We start from the raw sequence: 18,468 nt of genomic DNA, 5'->3' as shown, positions 1-18,468 counted from the left end.
TTAATTGAAAGATTAAGTAGATTGCTTAACAGCATCTAAAAGTTCGTTTTGGCGAGCTTTAAGTGCCGCTGGTAGGCGTTCACCAAGTTTGTCGAATAGTTCAGTATGGCTTTCAAGCTCTTTGATCCATTGATCTTTGTCTTGAGAAGTCACAAGGTCAAACTGGGCTTTAGTGAAGTCAGAACCTGTCCAGTTCAACTGTTCATAAGTTGGAACTAAACCAATTGGTGTTTCAACTGCATCAGCACGGCCTTCACAACGGTCAATGATCCACTCAAGAACACGCATGTTTTGACCGAAACCAGGCCATACAAAGTTGCCTTCAGCATCACGACGGAACCAGTTCACGTTGTAGATGCCCGGAAGTTTGTTGCCCGCAGCTTTAGCTTTCGCTGCAACTTCTTCACCAAGCTCTAACCAGTGAGAGAAGTAATCCGCCATGTTGTAACCCGCAAATGGAAGCATTGCGAATGGGTCACGACGAACGATACCTTGTTGGCCAACAGCAGCAGCAGTTGTTTCAGAGCCCATAGTTGCAGCTTTGTAAACACCATCTACCCAGTCAAATGCTTCTGAAATTAGAGGCACTGTGTCTGCACGGCGACCACCAAAGATGAATGCTGAAATTGGAACACCGGCTGGATTTTCCCAGTCAGCATCGATAGAAGGACATTGACCTGCTGAAACAGTGAAGCGCGCATTTGGATGAGCTGCTTTTTCACCAGCAACATGTGGTTGACCTTTCCAGTTGGTCAGGTTAGCAGGTGCTTCTTTAGTAAGACCTTCCCACCATACTTCGCCGTTGTCAGTTACCGCAACGTTGGTATAGATCACGTCTTTGTGAAGTGTAGCCATACAGTTCGGGTTGGTCTTGGTATTTGTACCAGGCGCTACACCGAAGAAACCTGCTTCTGGGTTGATTGCGTATAAGCGACCGTCTTCACCTGGTTTGATCCAAGCAATATCGTCACCAACAGTTTCAATTTTCCAACCTTCGTAGCCTGCTGGTGGAATCAACATTGCGAAGTTTGTTTTACCACAAGCAGAAGGGAATGCTGCTGCGATGTAGTGTTTTTCACCTTGAGGATTAGTCACACCAAGAATCAGCATATGTTCTGCTAACCAACCTTGTTGACGACCCATAGAAGACGCAATACGTAAAGCTAAGCATTTTTTACCTAACAATGCGTTACCGCCGTAACCAGAACCGTAAGACCAGATTTCACGTGTTTCTGGGTAATGCACGATGTATTTTTCATGGTTGCAAGGCCATGCAACATCTTTTTCGCCATCAGCAAGCGGCGCACCAACAGTATGTACGCAAGGAATAAATTCACCGTCTGTACCAAGAACGTCATAAACAGCTTTACCCATGCGAGCCATTTTAGACATGCTAACTGCTACATATGGAGAGTCAGTTAATTCGATACCAATGTGCGCAATATGAGAACCCAATGGGCCCATAGAGAACGGTACTACATATAAAGTACGACCTGCCATTGAACCGTCAAACAAACCATTTAGGCGGGCACGCATTTCAGCAGGCTCTTCCCAGTTGTTTGTTGCACCAGCATCTTCTTGTTTTTCAGAGCAGATGTAAGTACGACCTTCAACACGAGCAACGTCAGAAGGATCAGAATTAGCAAGATAAGAACCAGGATGCGTTTCTTGGTTAAGCGCTTGCATTGTGCCGTTAGCGATCATCAAGTTGATATAACGTTGATATTCTTCTTCGCTGCCGTCACACCATTCAATTTTCGCTGGTTTTGTTAATTTTGCAATTTCTTCCACCCACGCAATAAGCTTAGGGTGACGAACGAATTCTGGTGCGTTCACTTGGGTCATGGTGAGGCCTATCTCAAATATGTACACGTTTGTACAAAGTACAATCTCAGCAATAAAATTTACTGCAGAGATGAAAAGATGAAAAAAAAGTGGCTGTATTAAAGCATAATTTGATAAAAAAAATAAGACCAAAGGCGTATCTAAATTATGAACAGTTCGATGGAGTTGCTTCATTTTAATTATTAAAAAACAATAGTTTGGTTAGATTTCTTGCTTTTATTTTGTGTATTTATTATATTTATGAGGATTATTCATTTAAGATATTAGTATTAAAATCATATGCTTGCATTTATTTTGTGATTGAGATTTATTATTGATTAAATAAATGGTAGTCATTTGAATTTTACATAACAAAACTGTTAAGTGTTGAATATTTGGACAAAAATAGAGCAATTACTTCAAATTTAGGTGCAAAATGTCAGAACAACTCAAACCTTTATCACTTATTTATAATAAAAAATCAGGTTTTCATGCTGCAAATAAAGATGAAGTGTATGAACAGTTGGTAGCAGATTTGAGTACTGCGGGTTTTGAAATACAGTCATTTGAGTTAAGTGAGTGCATCAACTTTGATCAGATGATGCAAGATATTTTACTACGTCATCGTCAAGCGGAGAATGTAGGGGTCGTGGTTGCTGCAGGTGGTGACGGAACTTTAAATGCAGTTGCATCTAAATTGATGGGAACGGATATTCCTATGGGGATCTTGCCTCTAGGTACATTTAACTATGTTGCGCGAGTGTTGAATATTCCGTTGGATTTATTAGATGCGGCCAAAACAATTAGTGAAGGGCAGCCACGTTCTGTACATGTGGCACAGCTGAATCAACATATCTATTTGAACAATGCCAGTTTAGGGCTTTATCCTTTATTTATTCAAAAAAGAGAACAGTTTAATAAGCATTTTGGGCGCTTTCCATTGCATGCGTATACCTCAGCATTGGATGTTCTCATCCGCGACCGTAAAGAGTTAAAACTTGAAGTAGAAGTCGATGGACAACGCTATCCAGTGAAAACGTCATTGATTTTCTTTGGCAATAATCAACTTCAACTGGCTGAAATGAAACTACGTATTGCCGAGGCGGCGGAAGCAGGCAAAGTGGCGGGCGTGGTAGTAGCAAAAAGTGATAAGCGGACTTTGTTCAAGACCTTATGGCAGCTGATTAAAGGCAATTTGGATCAGGCTTCCGATGTCTATAGCTTTGCAGCAGATGAAGTCATTGTTCATTCAAAGCGTAATAAGCTCACGGTTGCGGTAGATGGAGAAATTGTCACGATGACACCACCGCTGAAAATTACAGTACGTAAGCACGCACTGAATATCATGGTTCCCGCATGATTTTACATTTGTCAGATTTACACTTTGGGACCGAACGCGAAGCCTGTTTGCAGGCCATTCGTCAGTTATGTGAGGAACATCCTTTTGAAGCAGTGGTGGTCAGTGGGGACTTGACCCAACGTGCACGGTTTATTCAGTTTTACGCTTGTCGGCAGTTTTTAGACAGTTTAAAGCTGCCGTATTTGGTGGTGCCAGGGAATCATGATATTCCGCTGTACCATGTGTGGAATCGTTTTTTCAGTCCATTTGCACGTTATCAACTGTTTTTTGGGGGAATGGAAAACACCTTAGAAACTGAACATTTTTATGTCATTGGAGTGAATAGTATTCGTCGGCGTTACCACACGCGAGGGCATATTTCACTGAACCAAATTCAAGAGATTGACCTGAAATTACAGCAAGCACCTACGCACAAAATTAAACTGATCGCCGCGCATCAGCCTTTTTATACTCCGCCAGACCATAGTCATGGTGTGAAAGACTGTCCGATGCTTGGTCGTATTGCATTGGAGCAATGGAGCCAACATGGTTTAAATGGGCTGTTACATGGGCATTTACACCACGCTGCCGTTTATGATTTGAATCAGATTTATCAACTTGGGGTATCACATCCAGTGCTGGATATTCATGCAGGAACGGCAACGTCTTATCGTTTACATGCGGGCTTGCCCAATAGCCTGAATATTATTTTGCCGAATGCTGATGTACAACATTTGAGCTTTAACGCTGAAACAAATCACTTCGAGTTGATGCAGCAAAATACTTCAGATTGAATTGAGTATCTAAACTTTGATGAGGTTTGCTTAAAAAGAGCGCAAAAATATAAAAATATTTTGTGTTTGCCCTTGAAGCGTTTTATTCCATCCCCACAAAAGTGTCATATCAAAATTTTGTTGATGACCTAGGAATAAGAAGTCATCTTCACATCGTAAACAATGGCATTTTGAAAATGTCTATGGAGCAAGAAATGAGCAAAATTCGTCCTTTACATGACAACGTTGTGATTCGCCGCGTAGAAAAGGAAACTAAAACTGCAGGTGGTTTAATTTTGAGTACTTCTGCTGCTGAACAGCCAGCTCAAGGTGAAATCATTGCAGTAGGTAATGGCAAAATTACAGACAATGGCGTTCGTGCTTTAGACGTAAAAGTGGGAGACAATGTACTGTTTGGTGCATATGCAGGCACTAAAGTTAAAGTTGAAGGCGAAGAACTTCTTGTGATGAAAGAGTCTGATATTTTAGCGGTTCTTGAAGGTTAATTCAGAACGTTCATTTGCTGTTTAAGCAATACAATTGATTAAAATTTAAGAATATTTGGAGTTTAGTATGTCAGCTAAAGACGTAAAATTTGGTGATTCAGCTCGTTCTAAAATGATTGCAGGCGTAAACGTGCTTGCAGATGCTGTAAAAGTAACTTTAGGTCCTAAAGGCCGTAATGTTGTGATCGACCGTTCTTTCGGTGCGCCGCACATCACTAAAGATGGTGTAACGGTTGCGAAAGAAATTTCTCTAAAAGACAAATTTGAGAACATGGGCGCTCAATTGGTTCGTGAAGTATCTTCTAAAACCAATGACATCGCTGGTGACGGTACAACAACTGCAACTGTACTAGCTCAAGCAATTTTAAATGAAGGCATCAAGTCTGTAACAGCGGGCATGAACCCAATGGACTTGAAACGCGGTATTGACCTTGCTGTTAAAGCATTGGTTGCTGAAATTAAAGCAACAGCAAAACCTGCTTCTGATACCAAAGCGATTGAACAAGTCGGTTCAATCTCTGCAAACTCTGACGAAACTGTAGGTAAACTCATTGCACAAGCAATGGAACGCGTAGGTAAAGAAGGCGTGATTACCGTTGAAGAAGGTTCAGGCTTTGAAGATGCTTTGGACGTTGTTGAAGGTATGCAGTTTGACCGTGGTTATATCAGCCCGTATTTTGCAAACAAACAAGATACATTAACGGCTGAACTTGAAAATCCGTTTATCTTGCTTGTTGACAAAAAAATCAGCAACATCCGTGAATTGATTACGGTGTTAGAAGCTGTTGCTAAAACAGGTAAACCACTTTTAATTATCGCTGAAGATGTTGAGGGTGAGGCTTTAGCTACACTTGTTGTTAACAACATGCGCGGCATTATTAAAGTATGTGCGGTTAAAGCACCTGGTTTTGGTGACCGTCGTAAAGCAATGCTTCAAGATATCGCAATCTTGACTGGCGCGACTGTAATTTCTGAAGAAGTAGGCATGACTTTAGAACAAGCTTCTCTTCAAGACTTAGGTACTGCGCACAAAATCACTGTGTCTAAAGAGAATACTGTGATTGTTGATGGTGCAGGTAATGCAGCACAAATTGCTGAACGTGTTACTCAAATCCGTGCACAAATTGAAGAATCGTCTTCTGAATACGACAAAGAAAAACTTCAAGAACGTGTTGCTAAATTGGCCGGCGGTGTAGCTGTGATCAAAATTGGTGCGGCGACTGAAGTAGAAATGAAAGAGAAGAAAGACCGTGTGGACGATGCGCTTCATGCAACACGTGCTGCGGTTGAAGAAGGTGTGGTTGCTGGTGGTGGTGTTGCACTGGTACGTGCTGCAGCTGCACTTGACGGTGTAAACGGTGCGAATGACGATCAAAACGTAGGTATCAACATTTTACGTCGTGCGATTGAAGCGCCACTTCGTCAAATCGTTGCGAATGCAGGTGATGAACCTTCAGTTGTGATCAACGCTGTGAAAAATGGTGAAGGTAACTTTGGTTATAACGCTGCAACTTCTGAGTATGGCGACATGCTAGAAATGGGTATTCTTGACCCTGCGAAAGTAACGCGTTCTGCACTTGAGCATGCTGCATCTGTAGCAGGTTTAATGTTGACAACTGAATGTATGATTACTGATGTTCCAGAAGACAAGCCTGCAATGCCTGATATGGGCGGCATGGGTGGTATGGGCGGAATGATGTAAGCTGCCTATATTTGGTTTAAGTTATTGTAATTTAATGTAATTAAAATCATCTTAATTAAACTTATTCATAGTGTTACTCACATTTGAGTTTGTTACAAAAAAGGTCACAAATTTTATTTGTGGCCTTTTTTTAATTTTATAGTTCTATGCTTAGTTTTCTTAAAGAAGTTATAGTATGGGTTAAGAATTGGACTATTAGATGAATGGACATGTTAAAAAAAGCTCCTGAAAAAATCAGGCGCTTTTAGTCATAGAACAACATTTACGTCAATCTGGCGTAAGAATGGAATCTTCCTCATGAAGAATACAGGCAAGCACATAACTATTAAGCCAGTAATTTTTACGCCCATCTTTTATTGGCCTTTTCACACGACCGCTTTTAATTCGATCGTATAGTTCTTTTTCAGAGATATTCATTCTCAAAGCAAATTCAGCTGTAGATACACGCCTTTCTGTGTTTGTAAGATCTATACATACACCCATATAAATTATCTCCTTTATTATCTGGTTTTAATAGATACACGGCTTTGTTGTACAAACATTCAAAAGCTAAACTTCTTCCAAGTTATCTAAATTTAAGTGGCAACTTGGGTGTGAGGTCGGCCTAAATCTGTAAATTTATTTAATACGGCCACACGTGCATGAATCTCATTGACTTGGCTTTGAAAGTTTCTCGCACGGAGTTTATCGCCTAATAATTTGATGCAATGCATCTTGGTTTCTATCAGACTTCTGCGATGATAGCCTGACCAATTTTTCCATATTGTTCTTCCTAAACGTTTAACTGTTCGAAGTAATTCATTTCGCTCTAGCGAGCTGGTCTTTGTATCTTTCCAAGGTTTCGCATTTTTTCTTGGCGGAATCACCGCATGTGCTTGTCGGTCTGCAATTACTTGACGGCATTTTTTTGTGCCATAAGCACCATCGGTATAAACGGAGTCAATCTGCTCATCTTGTGGGATTTGATCAAGTAAATCCCGAAAACTTGCGAATCACTCACATTATTCGTTGTAAGCTGTATTGCTCGTATTTGCAGGGTTCTAGCATCTATACCAATATGTAATTTACGCCATTGGCGACGATGTTCAGGTTGATGTTTCTTGCGTTTCCATTCTCCTTCACCTAAAAACTTTAAGCTCGTGGAATCGACGAATATATGAAGCCCGCCACTGCTTTTTTGATAGCTAATTTGAATGTCAATATGCTTTTGTCTTCTGCAGATGGTCGAATAATCTGGAGTTGTCCAATCTAGACCATACAGTTTAATGAGACTTTGAACAAAGCCGCACAAAAAATTATAGTAGTATCGATGACTATATTAAAAACATGGATGAAACATCAAAAGTAAGTAAAAGTTTAAAGTGGGATGGAAGATTAGTTTTTGCTTGGGATATTTATGGTAGTGTAAATTCAGTGGCTCAAGCCTATGAAAAAGGTGATTCAGATGGTACAAGGAAAGAAATTTTAAAACAAACTGGTAAAATTAATGGCGGCCTATTAGGTGCAAGAATTGGAGGGAGCATTGGAACTGCTATCAGTGGTGTGGTAATAGGCGTTGTTGGAGGAACTGTTGGCCTTCCCGTTTTGGCCGTTGTAGAAGTTATAGCAGTTGGAGGTACTCTTATCGGAGGATATGTTGGTGGAGTAACAGGTCAAGCAGTTGTATAATATGGATATGAAAGATTAAAATGAATATAAAAGATTTAATAGTTATTTCACTCATATTAAGTATTATCTTTTGGGCTATATTCCATCAAATGGCATCAAAATATATAAATAGTAATGAAATATTGAAGAAGAAAATCTTCGGTATGGATATTTATAAAAAAAAATCTATGGATGTATCTAACATTGAGTTGGTTGTAACAGTAGTTATACTGATTAATTTAATAGATTTTTTTTCTAGAAATTATTTAGAAAATTTTTTTAAAAAAAGAGGTTGCTTAATATTTAGTAATATTAACTTGGAAACAAGTATATATATTATAGACCACCATAAAAAATTATGGAATTACATTAAAATATCTGGTGGTGTTTCAAAAAGTATGCTGATTATATTTTAACCACAATTGAAATCTCATAAAGCATTAAAAATATAGTGAATTTAATTTACTTATTTTCAATTTCTCTATTGACAGAATTAACTAGCATACTTTTTGAAACACCACCTAAAATATCTATATTATTTATGATATTGATAATAATCTTTACAATTAATTTTTGGACTTACTAGTAATAGATCTTATAAGAAATCTACTTTGAATGAACACCTTTAACAAAATAGGAATCTTTTAAATGAAGTTTTTGCTTACTGCATTGATATTGAGCCTAACAGGTTGTGATGTTAATGCGGATAAAGCTAGTGTGGAAGGTCAATATATTGATTTATCTGAAATTGATGAAGCGATAAAGAGCCAAGATGATAATGAAAAGTTAAATTACTTCAATGCTTTATTAGTTAAGGCTGAAGATAATGATCCTATTGCGCAGAATTTAGTAGGGGTTGTCTTTGAGAATGGCTATTTAAATCAAAAGATAGACATTAAAAAAGCAGTTCATTGGTATGAAAAGGCAATTAAGAATGATAATGGGGTGGCTGAAAATAATATGGGGAGTTTATATGCTCATGGAAAAGGAGTTAAACAGGACTATGAGAAAGCTTATACATATTTTGCAAAAGCAATGAATAAAAATGTGCCAGAAGCTATTAACTCAATTGGATTTATGTATTTTAATGGATTTTATTTTGAAAGAGACCTTAAAAAAGCATGCGATTATTATGAAAAATCAGCAAACTTAGACTACGGTTTGGGAGCTGCAAATACTGCTAACTGGGCGAATTCAAACATGAGGTGCGACAGTTTCAAAAGCCTTATGATAATCAACAAGCTGAGCAAATTTCTCTAATGGTGTAAGCCAATCTAACGCTTTTCTAGGACGAGTATTCAGTGACATGGCAACTTGATTTAAATAATGCTGATCTGCCTGATTTAAATCAATCCCTTTAGGTAAATATTGCCTAATTAAACCATTCATATTTTCGCATGTGCCTTTTTGCCAGGGTGAATGTGGGTCACAGAAATATACATCTATGCCTAAATCTTCTTCGAGTATTTTATGTTCTGACATCTCACGTCCACGGTCATAGGTCAACGTTTTACGCAGTTCTGCAGGTAAATATTTCAGAGCTTCAGTTAAAGCCTTGCGCACTGATTCTGCCTTTGCATCAGGTAATGTTGCCAAGATACAGAGCCGTGTATTTCGTTCAATAAGTGTTGCTATCGAACTTTTATTGTCTTTACCTTTAATTAAATCGGCTTCCCAATGACCCGGTATTTTTCTTTCTTGAACTTCGGCTGGGCGCTCATGAATAGTTTTAATATCCTGTAATATAGAATCTTTTTTAGGTTCACCGTTAGCTTTTCGCTTTTTATTTTCATGACGCAGACAGGATAATAAGTCTTTTTTCAACTCACCCTTTGGTAATGCTCGTATCGTTGAATAAATCGTTGTATGGCTTACATTCATTGTTTGATCCAAATCAGGAAATGTCTTTAAACGCTTTGCTATTTGCTGAGGAGACCATAAACAACGGATCGCTTCAACAATAAATTTCCAAAGGATTGAATCGATTTTGAGTTTTCTATGACCACGTCTACGTCTAGCGAAGGTGTGATCAGAAGCATATCGGGCTTGATAAACGTCATTGATGCTATTTCTTTTAAGTTCACGATAGATCGTACTAGGATGTCTTTTAATAAGTTCAGCAAATTTTCTGGGTGAAAAGCCTTCTTTTCTTGATTCAAGCATTAATGCAGTACGATCTTCAAAGTTAAGATGATGGTATGACAATTTTATATACTCCATAAACCCTTTAAATTAATTAGGTGGTTTATGTCGCACTTCAAGTTTTACTCTGCCCTGTTATTATGAAGGTTGGATAGGGATAAAAGATAAGAAAAAATATTTTGACTACTCTCTAAAGGCTGCTGAAAAAAATTATGCACCCTCACAATTTAATGTTGCAGTTATGTATAAGAAAGGCGAGGTAATAGATAAGTCTATGACGAAAGCTGTCTACTGGTACGAAAAGGCAGTAGAAAATAATGAACCTCGTGCTGCCTATAATTTAGCCTCATTGTATGAAAAAGGTGATGGAGTAGAACAAAATTTTGACCTTGCATATGCTTATTATACTTTAGCGAATGAGTTCGGGTTAGAGGTGGCTAGAAACAAGTTACTTGAGTTAGAGGGTAAAGTCGTTAAAGAAAATATTCGAATATTAAAGAATGGCGAGAAAATACAAATTGTAATAAATGATCCTAATAGTAAATGGGAAATTAAGGATGAAGAGGAAGGAAAAAAGTAATAAATTCGGAACTGTAAAGAATTGATAGTTGAAAAGCAGCGATAGACGCAAACGCTAACTACTAGCTTCAGTTGTGTATGTGCAATATAGCTTTCCATTTGAAAGCTTTAGTGTCGTACCACATGACGATGGAGAATTGTTGCTGAATTTTGGTTCAGACTGGAATTTTCATTTTCATAGTTTAACGGTGGAAAACATTATCACCTCATTCAACAATTTAATGATCAGACAGATGAAAAAGTTGTACTGACCTCTTTATTATTTGAACAATCTGTCTATTTACAGGCGATTGATTTCCAATTGAAGCGCGCCAAACATGTACTCAAGTTTGCTTTTAACAGTCAAGCCAAAGTGATTGCTACCTTTGTCGATGATCAGGCGGAAGTATTAGCACGTTATGAATATAATGATGCGCATATTCCGCAACGAAAACTGGGAGTAAACCTCTTGAATTCAAATACGGTAAATAAAAAATGATCAACTTGATGAAAGTTAGCTTATTAATAACATTAATTTTATGTATAAATTCTTGTACAAGTACGAAAGAAACTCAACAAGGAAAGTATTTCACTAATATAATTAATAATTACTTTGGTGGATATGACTCAAATGAAAGAAAATGGGTTGATAAGCCTCTTAATAAGTATGTGATAGCCGAAATTAAAAAGTCAAAATTATCATTAAATGATTTTAAAATGATACAAGTTAAACTAAAAACAGATGGTTGGCAGATGATTTCAGATCAAGATAGTTTTTATGAATATTGTTTGGGTGGAAAAATTTATATGGGAATATTATACCCTGTTAACCCTCATCACTATAGTTATGATGGGGCAGAAATTAGATATAATGATATAAATGATTGGCTGGTTGAATTATCGTATAGTGAATACGGGGAAAATTCTTGTCGTAAAGATAAACTTCCAGTTATAGAGTTGGAGTAAATTAAATTGTTTATAATTTATTTTAGTAATAAAATTTAATAATTTTGTTAAATTATTTAATTAATAATATTTTATGAGGGTGGGTATATAATAAGTAGTGGGGTGGTGTTTTGAAAACTAAAATTTTAAAACTAAAGGATTGATTAAAAATTAAATATGAAAATTTACAGACTGAATTTTATATTGTTTATTGCATTACCCTTGATGGGGTGTGGAAATAGACTTTATGAACAACCTAAAGATCAATATCCATTTGAAATAAAGATGAAAGAATTACTTGGTAGTGATTTAGATGTCGTCAAGTCTATAAATAAAGTAGAAGTCCAGAATTCGTCTGTTGACTTACCGAAAAAAACTCATAATGTAGAACGAGTAATAAATCTATTGGAAAAAGATGGGTGGGTCCTCAAAGGGAAAGGAATAGGTATAGATACATTTTGTTTAGGTATGAATAATAGGGTTAATATTATTAATCCACTTTGGGGTGGTAGTTATGATTTTAAAGGTAGGAGGTTGAATATCAATAAATATGATATTGATGTTATTTCATATAGTTATGATAAGTGGGGAGACGACTTGTGTGAATAAATTATTGTTTTTTTATTGGTAATCTTTTGTATTGTATTTGATGGCATCGGAACTAAGGTTCGTCAGTCGTTGAGGGTTTATCTGAAGTCGATAATTTTTAGAAAGATACTTGCTATATTTTTGAAATAGAAAAGGAAAATATAATTTATTTTTCACAATACAACGCTAATAAAATAATATTAAAATAAGAAAAAATGAAAATCTAGTTTTTAAAAATAGAAAAAATTTTGGTTTTATAAAGATAAATATAAGTAGGAATATATTTGTTGTGATAATAAAATAAATCAGAGAGAACTGGTTTAACTATTCAATAATATTGATTATTTGGGAGTGGGGGAAGGATAAACGTTAAATCAATCAGTTGATCATTGGGATATAAGTTTTATATCTTCAAAGCATAAGCACTATATGTGTAATAAAATTAATTAAAAATCATTGGTTTATGGTTTGTTCATCATGGACACACTAAAGAATAATAAGTTTTAGAACATGATCTGAATCCGAAGAAAGCTTTAATAAAAAGAGACCATAAAAAATGCAATTACCATTCTTTTGAGTGGTTTCTCTGTTTTCAAAGTTTGATAACGTGCTCTACCAAGCGATGCAACTGTGTGAGATGGGTCAGTATTTTTCAGTATGCCAAAATTGGAATTGGCTGTTGATTTTTACTCTTACACAGTGGTTTTGCTGATGAAAATTAAGCTTAGGGATAAGAAGAGAATGAATTATAAAACATTGAAATTATCAAAAGATTTGCAAGGTCATCTTATAGCAGCCTTCCTGTTGCATGTTTAGCGGCAACAGTCACTCGGGTTAATCCATTCAAAATACCAAACGACTTGGGTCTTCAGCAGACGTCATGCAATGAATGGAATGAAACTCTCGAATCTCTTTTCGCAGAATGACTTGTGTACATGGTTTTGTACAGTTGTGAATTTGTGCCTGAACGCTGAAAAAAATGAGGACTCTAAAAATGCGAATGATACCTATACAAGCTGAATCTCCGCCTTTAAGAAACCTGCAAGTGCAGGGACAAACTTATCGCTATCACGTGATGATCAAACCCACTGGGGCACAGTGCAACTTAGATTGTAGTTATTGCTTCTATTTGCATAAACAAGACATGTTACAGCAACCAAAAGTTCCGCGTATGTCTGAGTCGATGCTTGAGTTACATATTAAGCAATATATCGAAGCGCAAACGGGCAATGAAGTGGTTTTCAGTTGGCAGGGTGGTGAGCCTACACTAATGGGGTTGGAGTTTTTTCAGCGGGTGGTTGAACTGCAAAAAAAATATGCGAAACCGCAGCAACGTATTGAAAATGATTTACAAACCAATGGCACGTTACTGGATGAAGACTGGTGCGCATTTTTAAAACAGCATGATTTTTTGGTGGGTTTATCCATAGCTGGACCTGCCGAGCTGCATGATATCCATCGCTATAACAAAGGTGGAAAACCGACGCATGCTAAAGTCATGCAGGCTGCTGCGTTATTGCGCCAGTATCAAGTCCCCTTTAATGCCTTATGTGTGGTGAACCGTGATAATGCGAAACGACCGTTAGAGGTTTATCGTTTTATCCGCGATCAGGTGCAACCGCGCATGATTCAACTGATTCCGGGAATGGAAAGTGCCCAGTTTCAGCAGACAGCACCAGGCCATTGGAATCTACAAGATTTACCTAAATTGGGTAGTTCAGCAGCACAACCCGGAACTGTTGATTCCGTAGTAACCGACTGGTCGATTGCTGCCGATGATTGGGGCATATTCCTTTCAACTGTGTGGAAAGAATGGTTACAGAAAGACTTTGGGCAGGTCTTTATCGACCAGTTTGAAAACATGGTTTCCATGATGTTTGGCTATGGGGCGCAGAAATGTGTGTCGGGTCAAATTTGTGGAAAATCATTGGCGGTCGAACACAATGGCGACCTCTTCTCTTGTGATCATTTTGTTTATCCCGAATATAAATTGGGCAACATTCACGAGATTCACCAAGGCGATTTAGTTTTTTCTGAGCGACAAAAGAAATTTGCATATGCCAAATTCAAGTCATTGCCAGAATACTGCCAAAAATGTCCATATCTTCAATATTGCTGGGGCGATTGTCCAAAAGACCGTTATCTCAAAACCCCAGATGGAGAGGCAGGTTTGCATTACCTCTGCACAGGCTTAAAACGGTTTTTTCATACTGCACTTTTATCTAAAAACGAAATTGCTAAACGGATACGACCACACTAAAGAACTGTTGTCATTGGTTTTTAGAAAAGCATTTTTATGAAAATAAAATGTGTAAGGCACTGATATTCTTTTATTTTTAGTGATAATAGGGTTTAAGACTAGGATGAAAATTCGTTTTATACGAATGTGTTTAAGGAAAATACTACGCAATAAAGCTTAATTTCTCGCTCTTTGACCATGATAGGTGGAGCATTTCAACAGCACTCATGCCAAAGCGGCCTCAGAAGATGATTTATACGGCAGTGGTATGGTTGAACACGATATGCAAGTCGGTCAACTATTGGACGGACAAATCAAAAGAGAGTATGCGAGATAATTTTCTGTACTATCATGAATCGATTTTACGTGCAGTTCGTATTAATCAATGGAAAGTTCATTTTGAAACCAGTAAAAATTATTACGACCCATATCAAAAGCAAAAATTTCCAGTGATGTACAACCTTCGCCAAGACCCATTTGAGACTTTTGATAGTATCAGAGGCCGTTCAGATATTATTAAAACCAAGCAATGGATTTCTGAACCTTTACAGGCATTACTGGGTTCACACATTAAATCTTTGATGGACTATCCGCCGGTACAAAAGGCTGCAACGCTTGATTTTAGTGAGTAAATAAAAATTTGCAGAACCAAAAGCAGTAAATTATGAAAAAAGGGAGCCGAAGTAATTTGGCTCCCTTTTTGATGTTTGGGTGAAATTTATGCTGTGATATATAAAGAAGCAATTTAAATCATTCAGAATGTTGCGAGTGTCTTATTCTAAGGATTTGGTGAGTTTAAAGTTGGACTCAGGTTGGTCCAGTAGTTGGCCTTTATCGCCACGCATTTCAATAAATTGCGCACCAATATAATAAATACGGCTATCACCTGATGAGTCTAGCTGAATCAGTTGATCAGAGTCATTCAAAAATTGAAATGAGCCTTTCACTTCATTCACATAATTATTATTCGATTTTCCTAAAAATTTTTGTTTCAGCACAAAATGATGATCTAAGGTCAGTTCAAGTTCAGTGTCGATCCCAGAACAATCATGACAGGGTAGAACCCCTTGATATGTGCCTACCCAATCTAAGGCATTTGCTGTGTCTGGTGTATCCATCACGGTTGCGCTAGCACTGTCGTCCAGAGATGCCGTGACATTGTGATCTGGTGGAGGATTGTTTTCATTTGGCTTTGAGCATGCAGTTAACATGGTGAAAGATAGGCATAGTGCTAAAACAGTCTTTTGCATATACAGCACCTGATATTATTCAATGTTTAGTTTTACCTTACAGTAGTGCTGGAGATGAAACTGTGAAGATCTGTGAGTGCTTCTGTATATTCAATAAAGAATACTATTCACGTATTTTTACTTTTAATCTCAAAGGTTCTGTTTTTTCTTGAAATATTTGGAATTAAATAAAATATACGTTTATAGATTAATTGTTGTTTTATTGAGCGTCTCGCCGTGTATTTGATCAGCAGCATTGCTAGAATCGGCGCGGATTTTCAGTAATGTGGTATTTTTTGTGTTCGAAAAGCTTGCAGAACAAAGTTTAGCCTTAATGGGGTGGCAGATTGATAATCATTGGGATTTGAATATCGATCAATGTGTAATGATTGCAGTACCACATACCAGCAATTGGGATGCACTGTACGCTCGTTTGGCATTAAAAGCCTTAGGTGTGCATGTCCGTATCACTATTAAAGACAGCTATATGAAACTACCATTTGGGCCATTTGTTCGTGCAATGGGTGGGATAGGTATTGACCGTCGTCCCAAGCATGAAGGTGAACCGCGTCCTAGTATGGTGCAACTCATGAGTGATCTTTTTAAAGAACACCCTAAGTTGGTGATGTTGGTTACCCCTGAAGGGACACGTGCCAAGCAGGAACAATGGAAAACAGGTTTTTATCATGTTGCAGTTAGTGCAGGTGTTCCAATTGCGTTAGCCTATATGGATTATGCGAAGAAAAAAACTGGAGTGGGTAAAATTATTTATCCTACTGGTGATTATGAAAAAGATATGGCTGAAATTATGGCATTTTATGCGCAAATTTCTGCTAAATTTCCTCAAGATTTCAGTGTCGATACTCGCTATCACAACGGCTCAACTGTGTCTTAATTTCAAATTTAAGTCCTATGAAATTAAAAAAGACAGCTTTCGAGCTGTCTTTTTTATTGCTAACCGTATTTTAAGGGCTTTGCTAGGGATTGGGTAAAACCCCACCTAGTGACTGGCATGCGGCCGTATAACTTTGTAGCTGTGTTTCAATCACTTCGGGCAGGGGTAGGTCAAAAATTTGATCGCCATGTTGATAGCTTTCTACATAGGATTGGGCTTTTTGTTTGCTGCTGGCAAGCACTTGTTCATGATAACTGGTCATACTGCTGTGGTCTGCCTGATCGTGCTCTATATTTTGACAGTTAAAAGATTGGAGAAGTTTTTCGGCTTGTTTTATTTCTTTGGATGAGCTTATGGAGCAAGCACTGATAAAGCAAAAACTCAGTAGTGCAAGAGGCAGTTTCATATTATGGTGAGCGATGGGTTGGAAGGTGCGCCAATTGTATAAAGATTTGTGAAGCTGGAGGAAGTCTAGTAGTGCCAAATTGTTTAAAGATAAGCCTATTTTGACACAAAACACACAATTGCTGACCCAAGCCAATGCCAAAGTGCAGAGTCAGGTTTTTATAGCACTACAGAAAGCGATAGCTGATACATAGAAAATAGCCTGAACTAAATAATAAACCCAGTACCGTATGCTTGAACTGCCGCTCCGAAATCTTATAAAACAATTGCGCGCCGAGCATGGCCGGTAGACTCACACTCAAAAGTAAGATGCCCATATAGGGTAAATGTTGCAAGTTTAAATTTCCGCGGAGCAGATAGGTGAGTAAGGTGAATAGCTGAATGGCAAAATTGAAATGCCTTAAAATTGAGCGCTGTTGCTCTTTAGGAAGGTTTTTTAACATGACCCAAGCCGAAGGCAATGAGCCACAAAAGCCTCCTAACCCACCCAATACACCCCCAAGAAAACCAATACTGCTATCGGCGTATTTTCCAGAGTTTTGAATGAAGCGAATTTGGGGATTAAGTAGCGTCAATGGACACCAAAGAATCAAAAAAATTCCTAGAACCAGTTTAAAGGTATGTGCTTGAATGATGTCTAGCAGATAGGTTCCCAATGGAACGCCAATCAGACCTGCAAAGATATAAGGTGCAACGAGATTTTTATCAAGTTGAAAGGCTGATTCTGACTTTAAGGAAATCAGGTGACTCCAGATTGAGGCGAACACCACCAAGGGCGCTGCGAGCTGAGGTGCCAAGATCCAGACCCAAAATGACATGGCGATTAAGGCAAATGCAAAGCCCGTGAGCCCCTGTACAAAACCCGCCACCATTGCACCTAAGATAAAGATCAACCAAGTCATATGCGATATATTTAAAATTTTAGCGAGTGTACGGTTTTTCGATCTGTCTACATAGTTTTTAGGCGTGAAAAATCACTGAAACCTTAGCTTGATTTTGAATATGTATATTGATCTTCAGACATAGCGTAGCTCAGAACCACACTAATATGCGCTAAGACCACTTTCTTTCGTGATGGCGTAAATCAAAAGGACATAAAAGTGTCTAGATTATGGGGAAACCACTATTTTCTTTTGATATAAACCTGCACGTACAGACCCAGCTTTGGTGTTCTTCATTTGAATCCACGATGCTGGAAGTTTTAACTGATTCAAATCTCGGTCGGCTTCCACATAAATATAGCCATTATTTTGAATCAGAGGATCAGCCAAAAGTGCCAATTCTTCCCATAGCTCTAGGCTATACGGCGGGTCTAAAAAGACCAAATCAAACTGTTCTTTTAAGGTGGGTAATGTTTGCTGTGCAGTCGCTACTTTTAACTGGGCACGAGACTTAGGGACTTTAAGGAGTTCCAAGTTTTGCGTTAAAAACTGTGCTTGACTGCGGTCAGGTTCAATCATCACTACCTTTGAGGCACCACGAGATAAGGCTTCAAATGCCAATGCACCTGAACCTGCACAAATATCCAAAACATTGGTATTTTGCACATCCCACATGAGCCAATTAAACAAAGTTTCACGTATGCGATCAGGCGTAGGGCGTAAACCCTCAATACTGGCAAAAGGCAGTTGGCGACGTTTCCAGTCCCCTCCAATGATGCGGAGTTGATTTTTCAT

Annotated in this window: 20 protein-coding genes and 2 pseudogenes; 14 read left to right on the top strand and 8 right to left on the bottom strand. The window is 37.9% G+C overall.

Translation table 11 applies throughout. The features are described from left to right. Positions 1-12: 12 nt before the first annotated feature. Positions 13-1,845: a phosphoenolpyruvate carboxykinase (GTP) gene (locus AC4CU3_RS03020; RefSeq protein WP_490737981.1), complete on the bottom strand. Its 1,833-nt coding sequence runs from the start codon at positions 1,843-1,845 to the stop codon at positions 13-15. A gap of 415 nt (positions 1,846-2,260) precedes the next feature. On the opposite strand from AC4CU3_RS03020, the gene AC4CU3_RS03015 reads away from it, so the two are divergent. The 4 genes from AC4CU3_RS03015 (at position 2,261) to groL (ending at position 6,144) form a co-directional block, all read left to right on the top strand. After that, on the top strand, positions 2,261-3,184 hold the full coding sequence (locus tag AC4CU3_RS03015) for a diacylglycerol/lipid kinase family protein (RefSeq protein WP_279044611.1): 924 nt from the start codon (positions 2,261-2,263) through the stop codon (positions 3,182-3,184). Further along, positions 3,181-3,957 carry a metallophosphoesterase gene (locus tag AC4CU3_RS03010; RefSeq protein WP_279044614.1) on the top strand — a complete coding sequence of 259 codons (777 nt, stop codon included), beginning with the start codon at positions 3,181-3,183 and terminating at the stop codon, positions 3,955-3,957. The genes AC4CU3_RS03015 and AC4CU3_RS03010 overlap by 4 nt, the downstream gene beginning before the upstream one ends. Positions 3,958-4,151: 194 nt before the next feature. After that, positions 4,152-4,442 carry a co-chaperone GroES gene (locus AC4CU3_RS03005; RefSeq protein ID WP_010326285.1) on the top strand — a complete coding sequence of 97 codons (291 nt, stop codon included), beginning with the start codon at positions 4,152-4,154 and terminating at the stop codon, positions 4,440-4,442. 67 nt (positions 4,443-4,509) lie between these two features. Continuing rightward, positions 4,510-6,144, top strand: a complete 1,635-nt coding sequence (gene groL, locus AC4CU3_RS03000) for a chaperonin GroEL (protein WP_279044618.1) — start codon at positions 4,510-4,512, stop codon at positions 6,142-6,144. Between the two features lie 267 nt (positions 6,145-6,411). Here groL and AC4CU3_RS02995 read toward each other — a convergent pair whose 3' ends face one another. Next, the gene (locus AC4CU3_RS02995) at positions 6,412-6,627 is read right to left on the bottom strand and encodes a hypothetical protein (RefSeq protein WP_094148767.1); all 216 of its coding nucleotides are present in this window, start codon (positions 6,625-6,627) and stop codon (positions 6,412-6,414) included. A gap of 92 nt (positions 6,628-6,719) precedes the next feature. Beyond that, positions 6,720-7,432: pseudogene (locus AC4CU3_RS02990) on the bottom strand (IS5 family transposase); the annotation flags it as partial. 38 nt (positions 7,433-7,470) lie between these two features. On the opposite strand from AC4CU3_RS02990, the gene AC4CU3_RS02985 reads away from it, so the two are divergent. The 3 genes from AC4CU3_RS02985 to AC4CU3_RS02975 all read left to right on the top strand — a co-directional run bounded on the left by AC4CU3_RS02985 (position 7,471) and on the right by AC4CU3_RS02975 (position 9,051). After that, positions 7,471-7,812 (top strand): hypothetical protein, encoded by a 342-nt coding sequence (locus AC4CU3_RS02985; protein ID WP_279044622.1) that lies wholly within the window; start codon positions 7,471-7,473, stop codon positions 7,810-7,812. Positions 7,813-7,832: 20 nt separating this feature from the next. Next, the gene (locus AC4CU3_RS02980; protein ID WP_490737980.1) at positions 7,833-8,207 is read left to right on the top strand and encodes a hypothetical protein; all 375 of its coding nucleotides are present in this window, start codon (positions 7,833-7,835) and stop codon (positions 8,205-8,207) included. A gap of 232 nt (positions 8,208-8,439) precedes the next feature. Next, positions 8,440-9,051 (top strand): tetratricopeptide repeat protein, encoded by a 612-nt coding sequence (locus AC4CU3_RS02975; protein ID WP_279043468.1) that lies wholly within the window; start codon positions 8,440-8,442, stop codon positions 9,049-9,051. On the opposite strand, the gene AC4CU3_RS02970 is transcribed toward AC4CU3_RS02975, so the two are convergent. Then, positions 8,986-10,011, bottom strand: a complete 1,026-nt coding sequence (locus AC4CU3_RS02970) for an IS30-like element ISAba125 family transposase (RefSeq protein ID WP_201702131.1) — start codon at positions 10,009-10,011, stop codon at positions 8,986-8,988. The two genes, AC4CU3_RS02975 and AC4CU3_RS02970, sit on opposite strands and share 66 nt — an antisense overlap. A gap of 46 nt (positions 10,012-10,057) precedes the next feature. On the opposite strand from AC4CU3_RS02970, the pseudogene AC4CU3_RS02965 reads away from it, so the two are divergent. The 6 genes and pseudogenes from AC4CU3_RS02965 to AC4CU3_RS02940 all read left to right on the top strand — a co-directional run. Beyond that, positions 10,058-10,513, top strand: a pseudogene (locus tag AC4CU3_RS02965) (tetratricopeptide repeat protein); the annotation flags it as partial. A 300-nt stretch (positions 10,514-10,813) separates the two neighbouring features. Beyond that, entirely contained in the window at positions 10,814-10,990 is a 177-nt protein-coding gene (locus tag AC4CU3_RS02960) for a hypothetical protein (protein WP_279043470.1), read from the top strand. An 8-nt stretch (positions 10,991-10,998) separates the two neighbouring features. Then, positions 10,999-11,457, top strand: coding sequence for a hypothetical protein (locus AC4CU3_RS02955; RefSeq protein ID WP_279043471.1), 459 nt, complete (start codon positions 10,999-11,001; stop codon positions 11,455-11,457). 156 nt (positions 11,458-11,613) lie between these two features. Then, the gene (locus AC4CU3_RS02950) at positions 11,614-12,045 is read left to right on the top strand and encodes a hypothetical protein (RefSeq protein WP_279043473.1); all 432 of its coding nucleotides are present in this window, start codon (positions 11,614-11,616) and stop codon (positions 12,043-12,045) included. 973 nt (positions 12,046-13,018) lie between these two features. After that, a complete protein-coding gene (locus tag AC4CU3_RS02945) occupies positions 13,019-14,284 on the top strand; it encodes an anaerobic sulfatase maturase (RefSeq protein ID WP_279043474.1) in 1,266 nt (421 codons plus the stop codon). A 206-nt stretch (positions 14,285-14,490) separates the two neighbouring features. Further along, a complete protein-coding gene (locus tag AC4CU3_RS02940; RefSeq protein ID WP_279043476.1) occupies positions 14,491-14,895 on the top strand; it encodes a hypothetical protein in 405 nt (134 codons plus the stop codon). Between the two features lie 141 nt (positions 14,896-15,036). Here the strand turns inward: AC4CU3_RS02940 and AC4CU3_RS02935 are convergent, their stop codons facing one another. Then, complete coding sequence (locus tag AC4CU3_RS02935; protein WP_279043478.1) at positions 15,037-15,513, bottom strand: copper resistance protein NlpE; 477 nt, start codon at positions 15,511-15,513, stop codon at positions 15,037-15,039. 277 nt (positions 15,514-15,790) lie between these two features. On the opposite strand from AC4CU3_RS02935, the gene AC4CU3_RS02930 reads away from it, so the two are divergent. After that, positions 15,791-16,387 (top strand): 1-acyl-sn-glycerol-3-phosphate acyltransferase, encoded by a 597-nt coding sequence (locus tag AC4CU3_RS02930; protein ID WP_279043480.1) that lies wholly within the window; start codon positions 15,791-15,793, stop codon positions 16,385-16,387. An 82-nt stretch (positions 16,388-16,469) separates the two neighbouring features. Here the strand turns inward: AC4CU3_RS02930 and AC4CU3_RS02925 are convergent, their stop codons facing one another. The 3 genes from AC4CU3_RS02925 to rsmD all read right to left on the bottom strand — a co-directional run bounded on the left by AC4CU3_RS02925 (position 16,470) and on the right by rsmD (position 18,468). Beyond that, positions 16,470-16,793, bottom strand: coding sequence for a hypothetical protein (locus tag AC4CU3_RS02925; RefSeq protein WP_279043482.1), 324 nt, complete (start codon positions 16,791-16,793; stop codon positions 16,470-16,472). 166 nt (positions 16,794-16,959) lie between these two features. Continuing rightward, positions 16,960-17,694, bottom strand: a complete 735-nt coding sequence (locus AC4CU3_RS02920) for a sulfite exporter TauE/SafE family protein (RefSeq protein ID WP_279043484.1) — start codon at positions 17,692-17,694, stop codon at positions 16,960-16,962. A 207-nt stretch (positions 17,695-17,901) separates the two neighbouring features. Then, positions 17,902-18,468 carry a 16S rRNA (guanine(966)-N(2))-methyltransferase RsmD gene (gene rsmD / locus AC4CU3_RS02915; RefSeq protein WP_279043486.1) on the bottom strand — a complete coding sequence of 189 codons (567 nt, stop codon included), beginning with the start codon at positions 18,466-18,468 and terminating at the stop codon, positions 17,902-17,904.

This window comes from Acinetobacter sp. 802_lipA, from assembly GCF_058242885.1.
The sequence above is the reverse complement of the archived record's forward strand: the minus strand, read 5'-3'. Positions and strand labels throughout refer to the sequence as shown.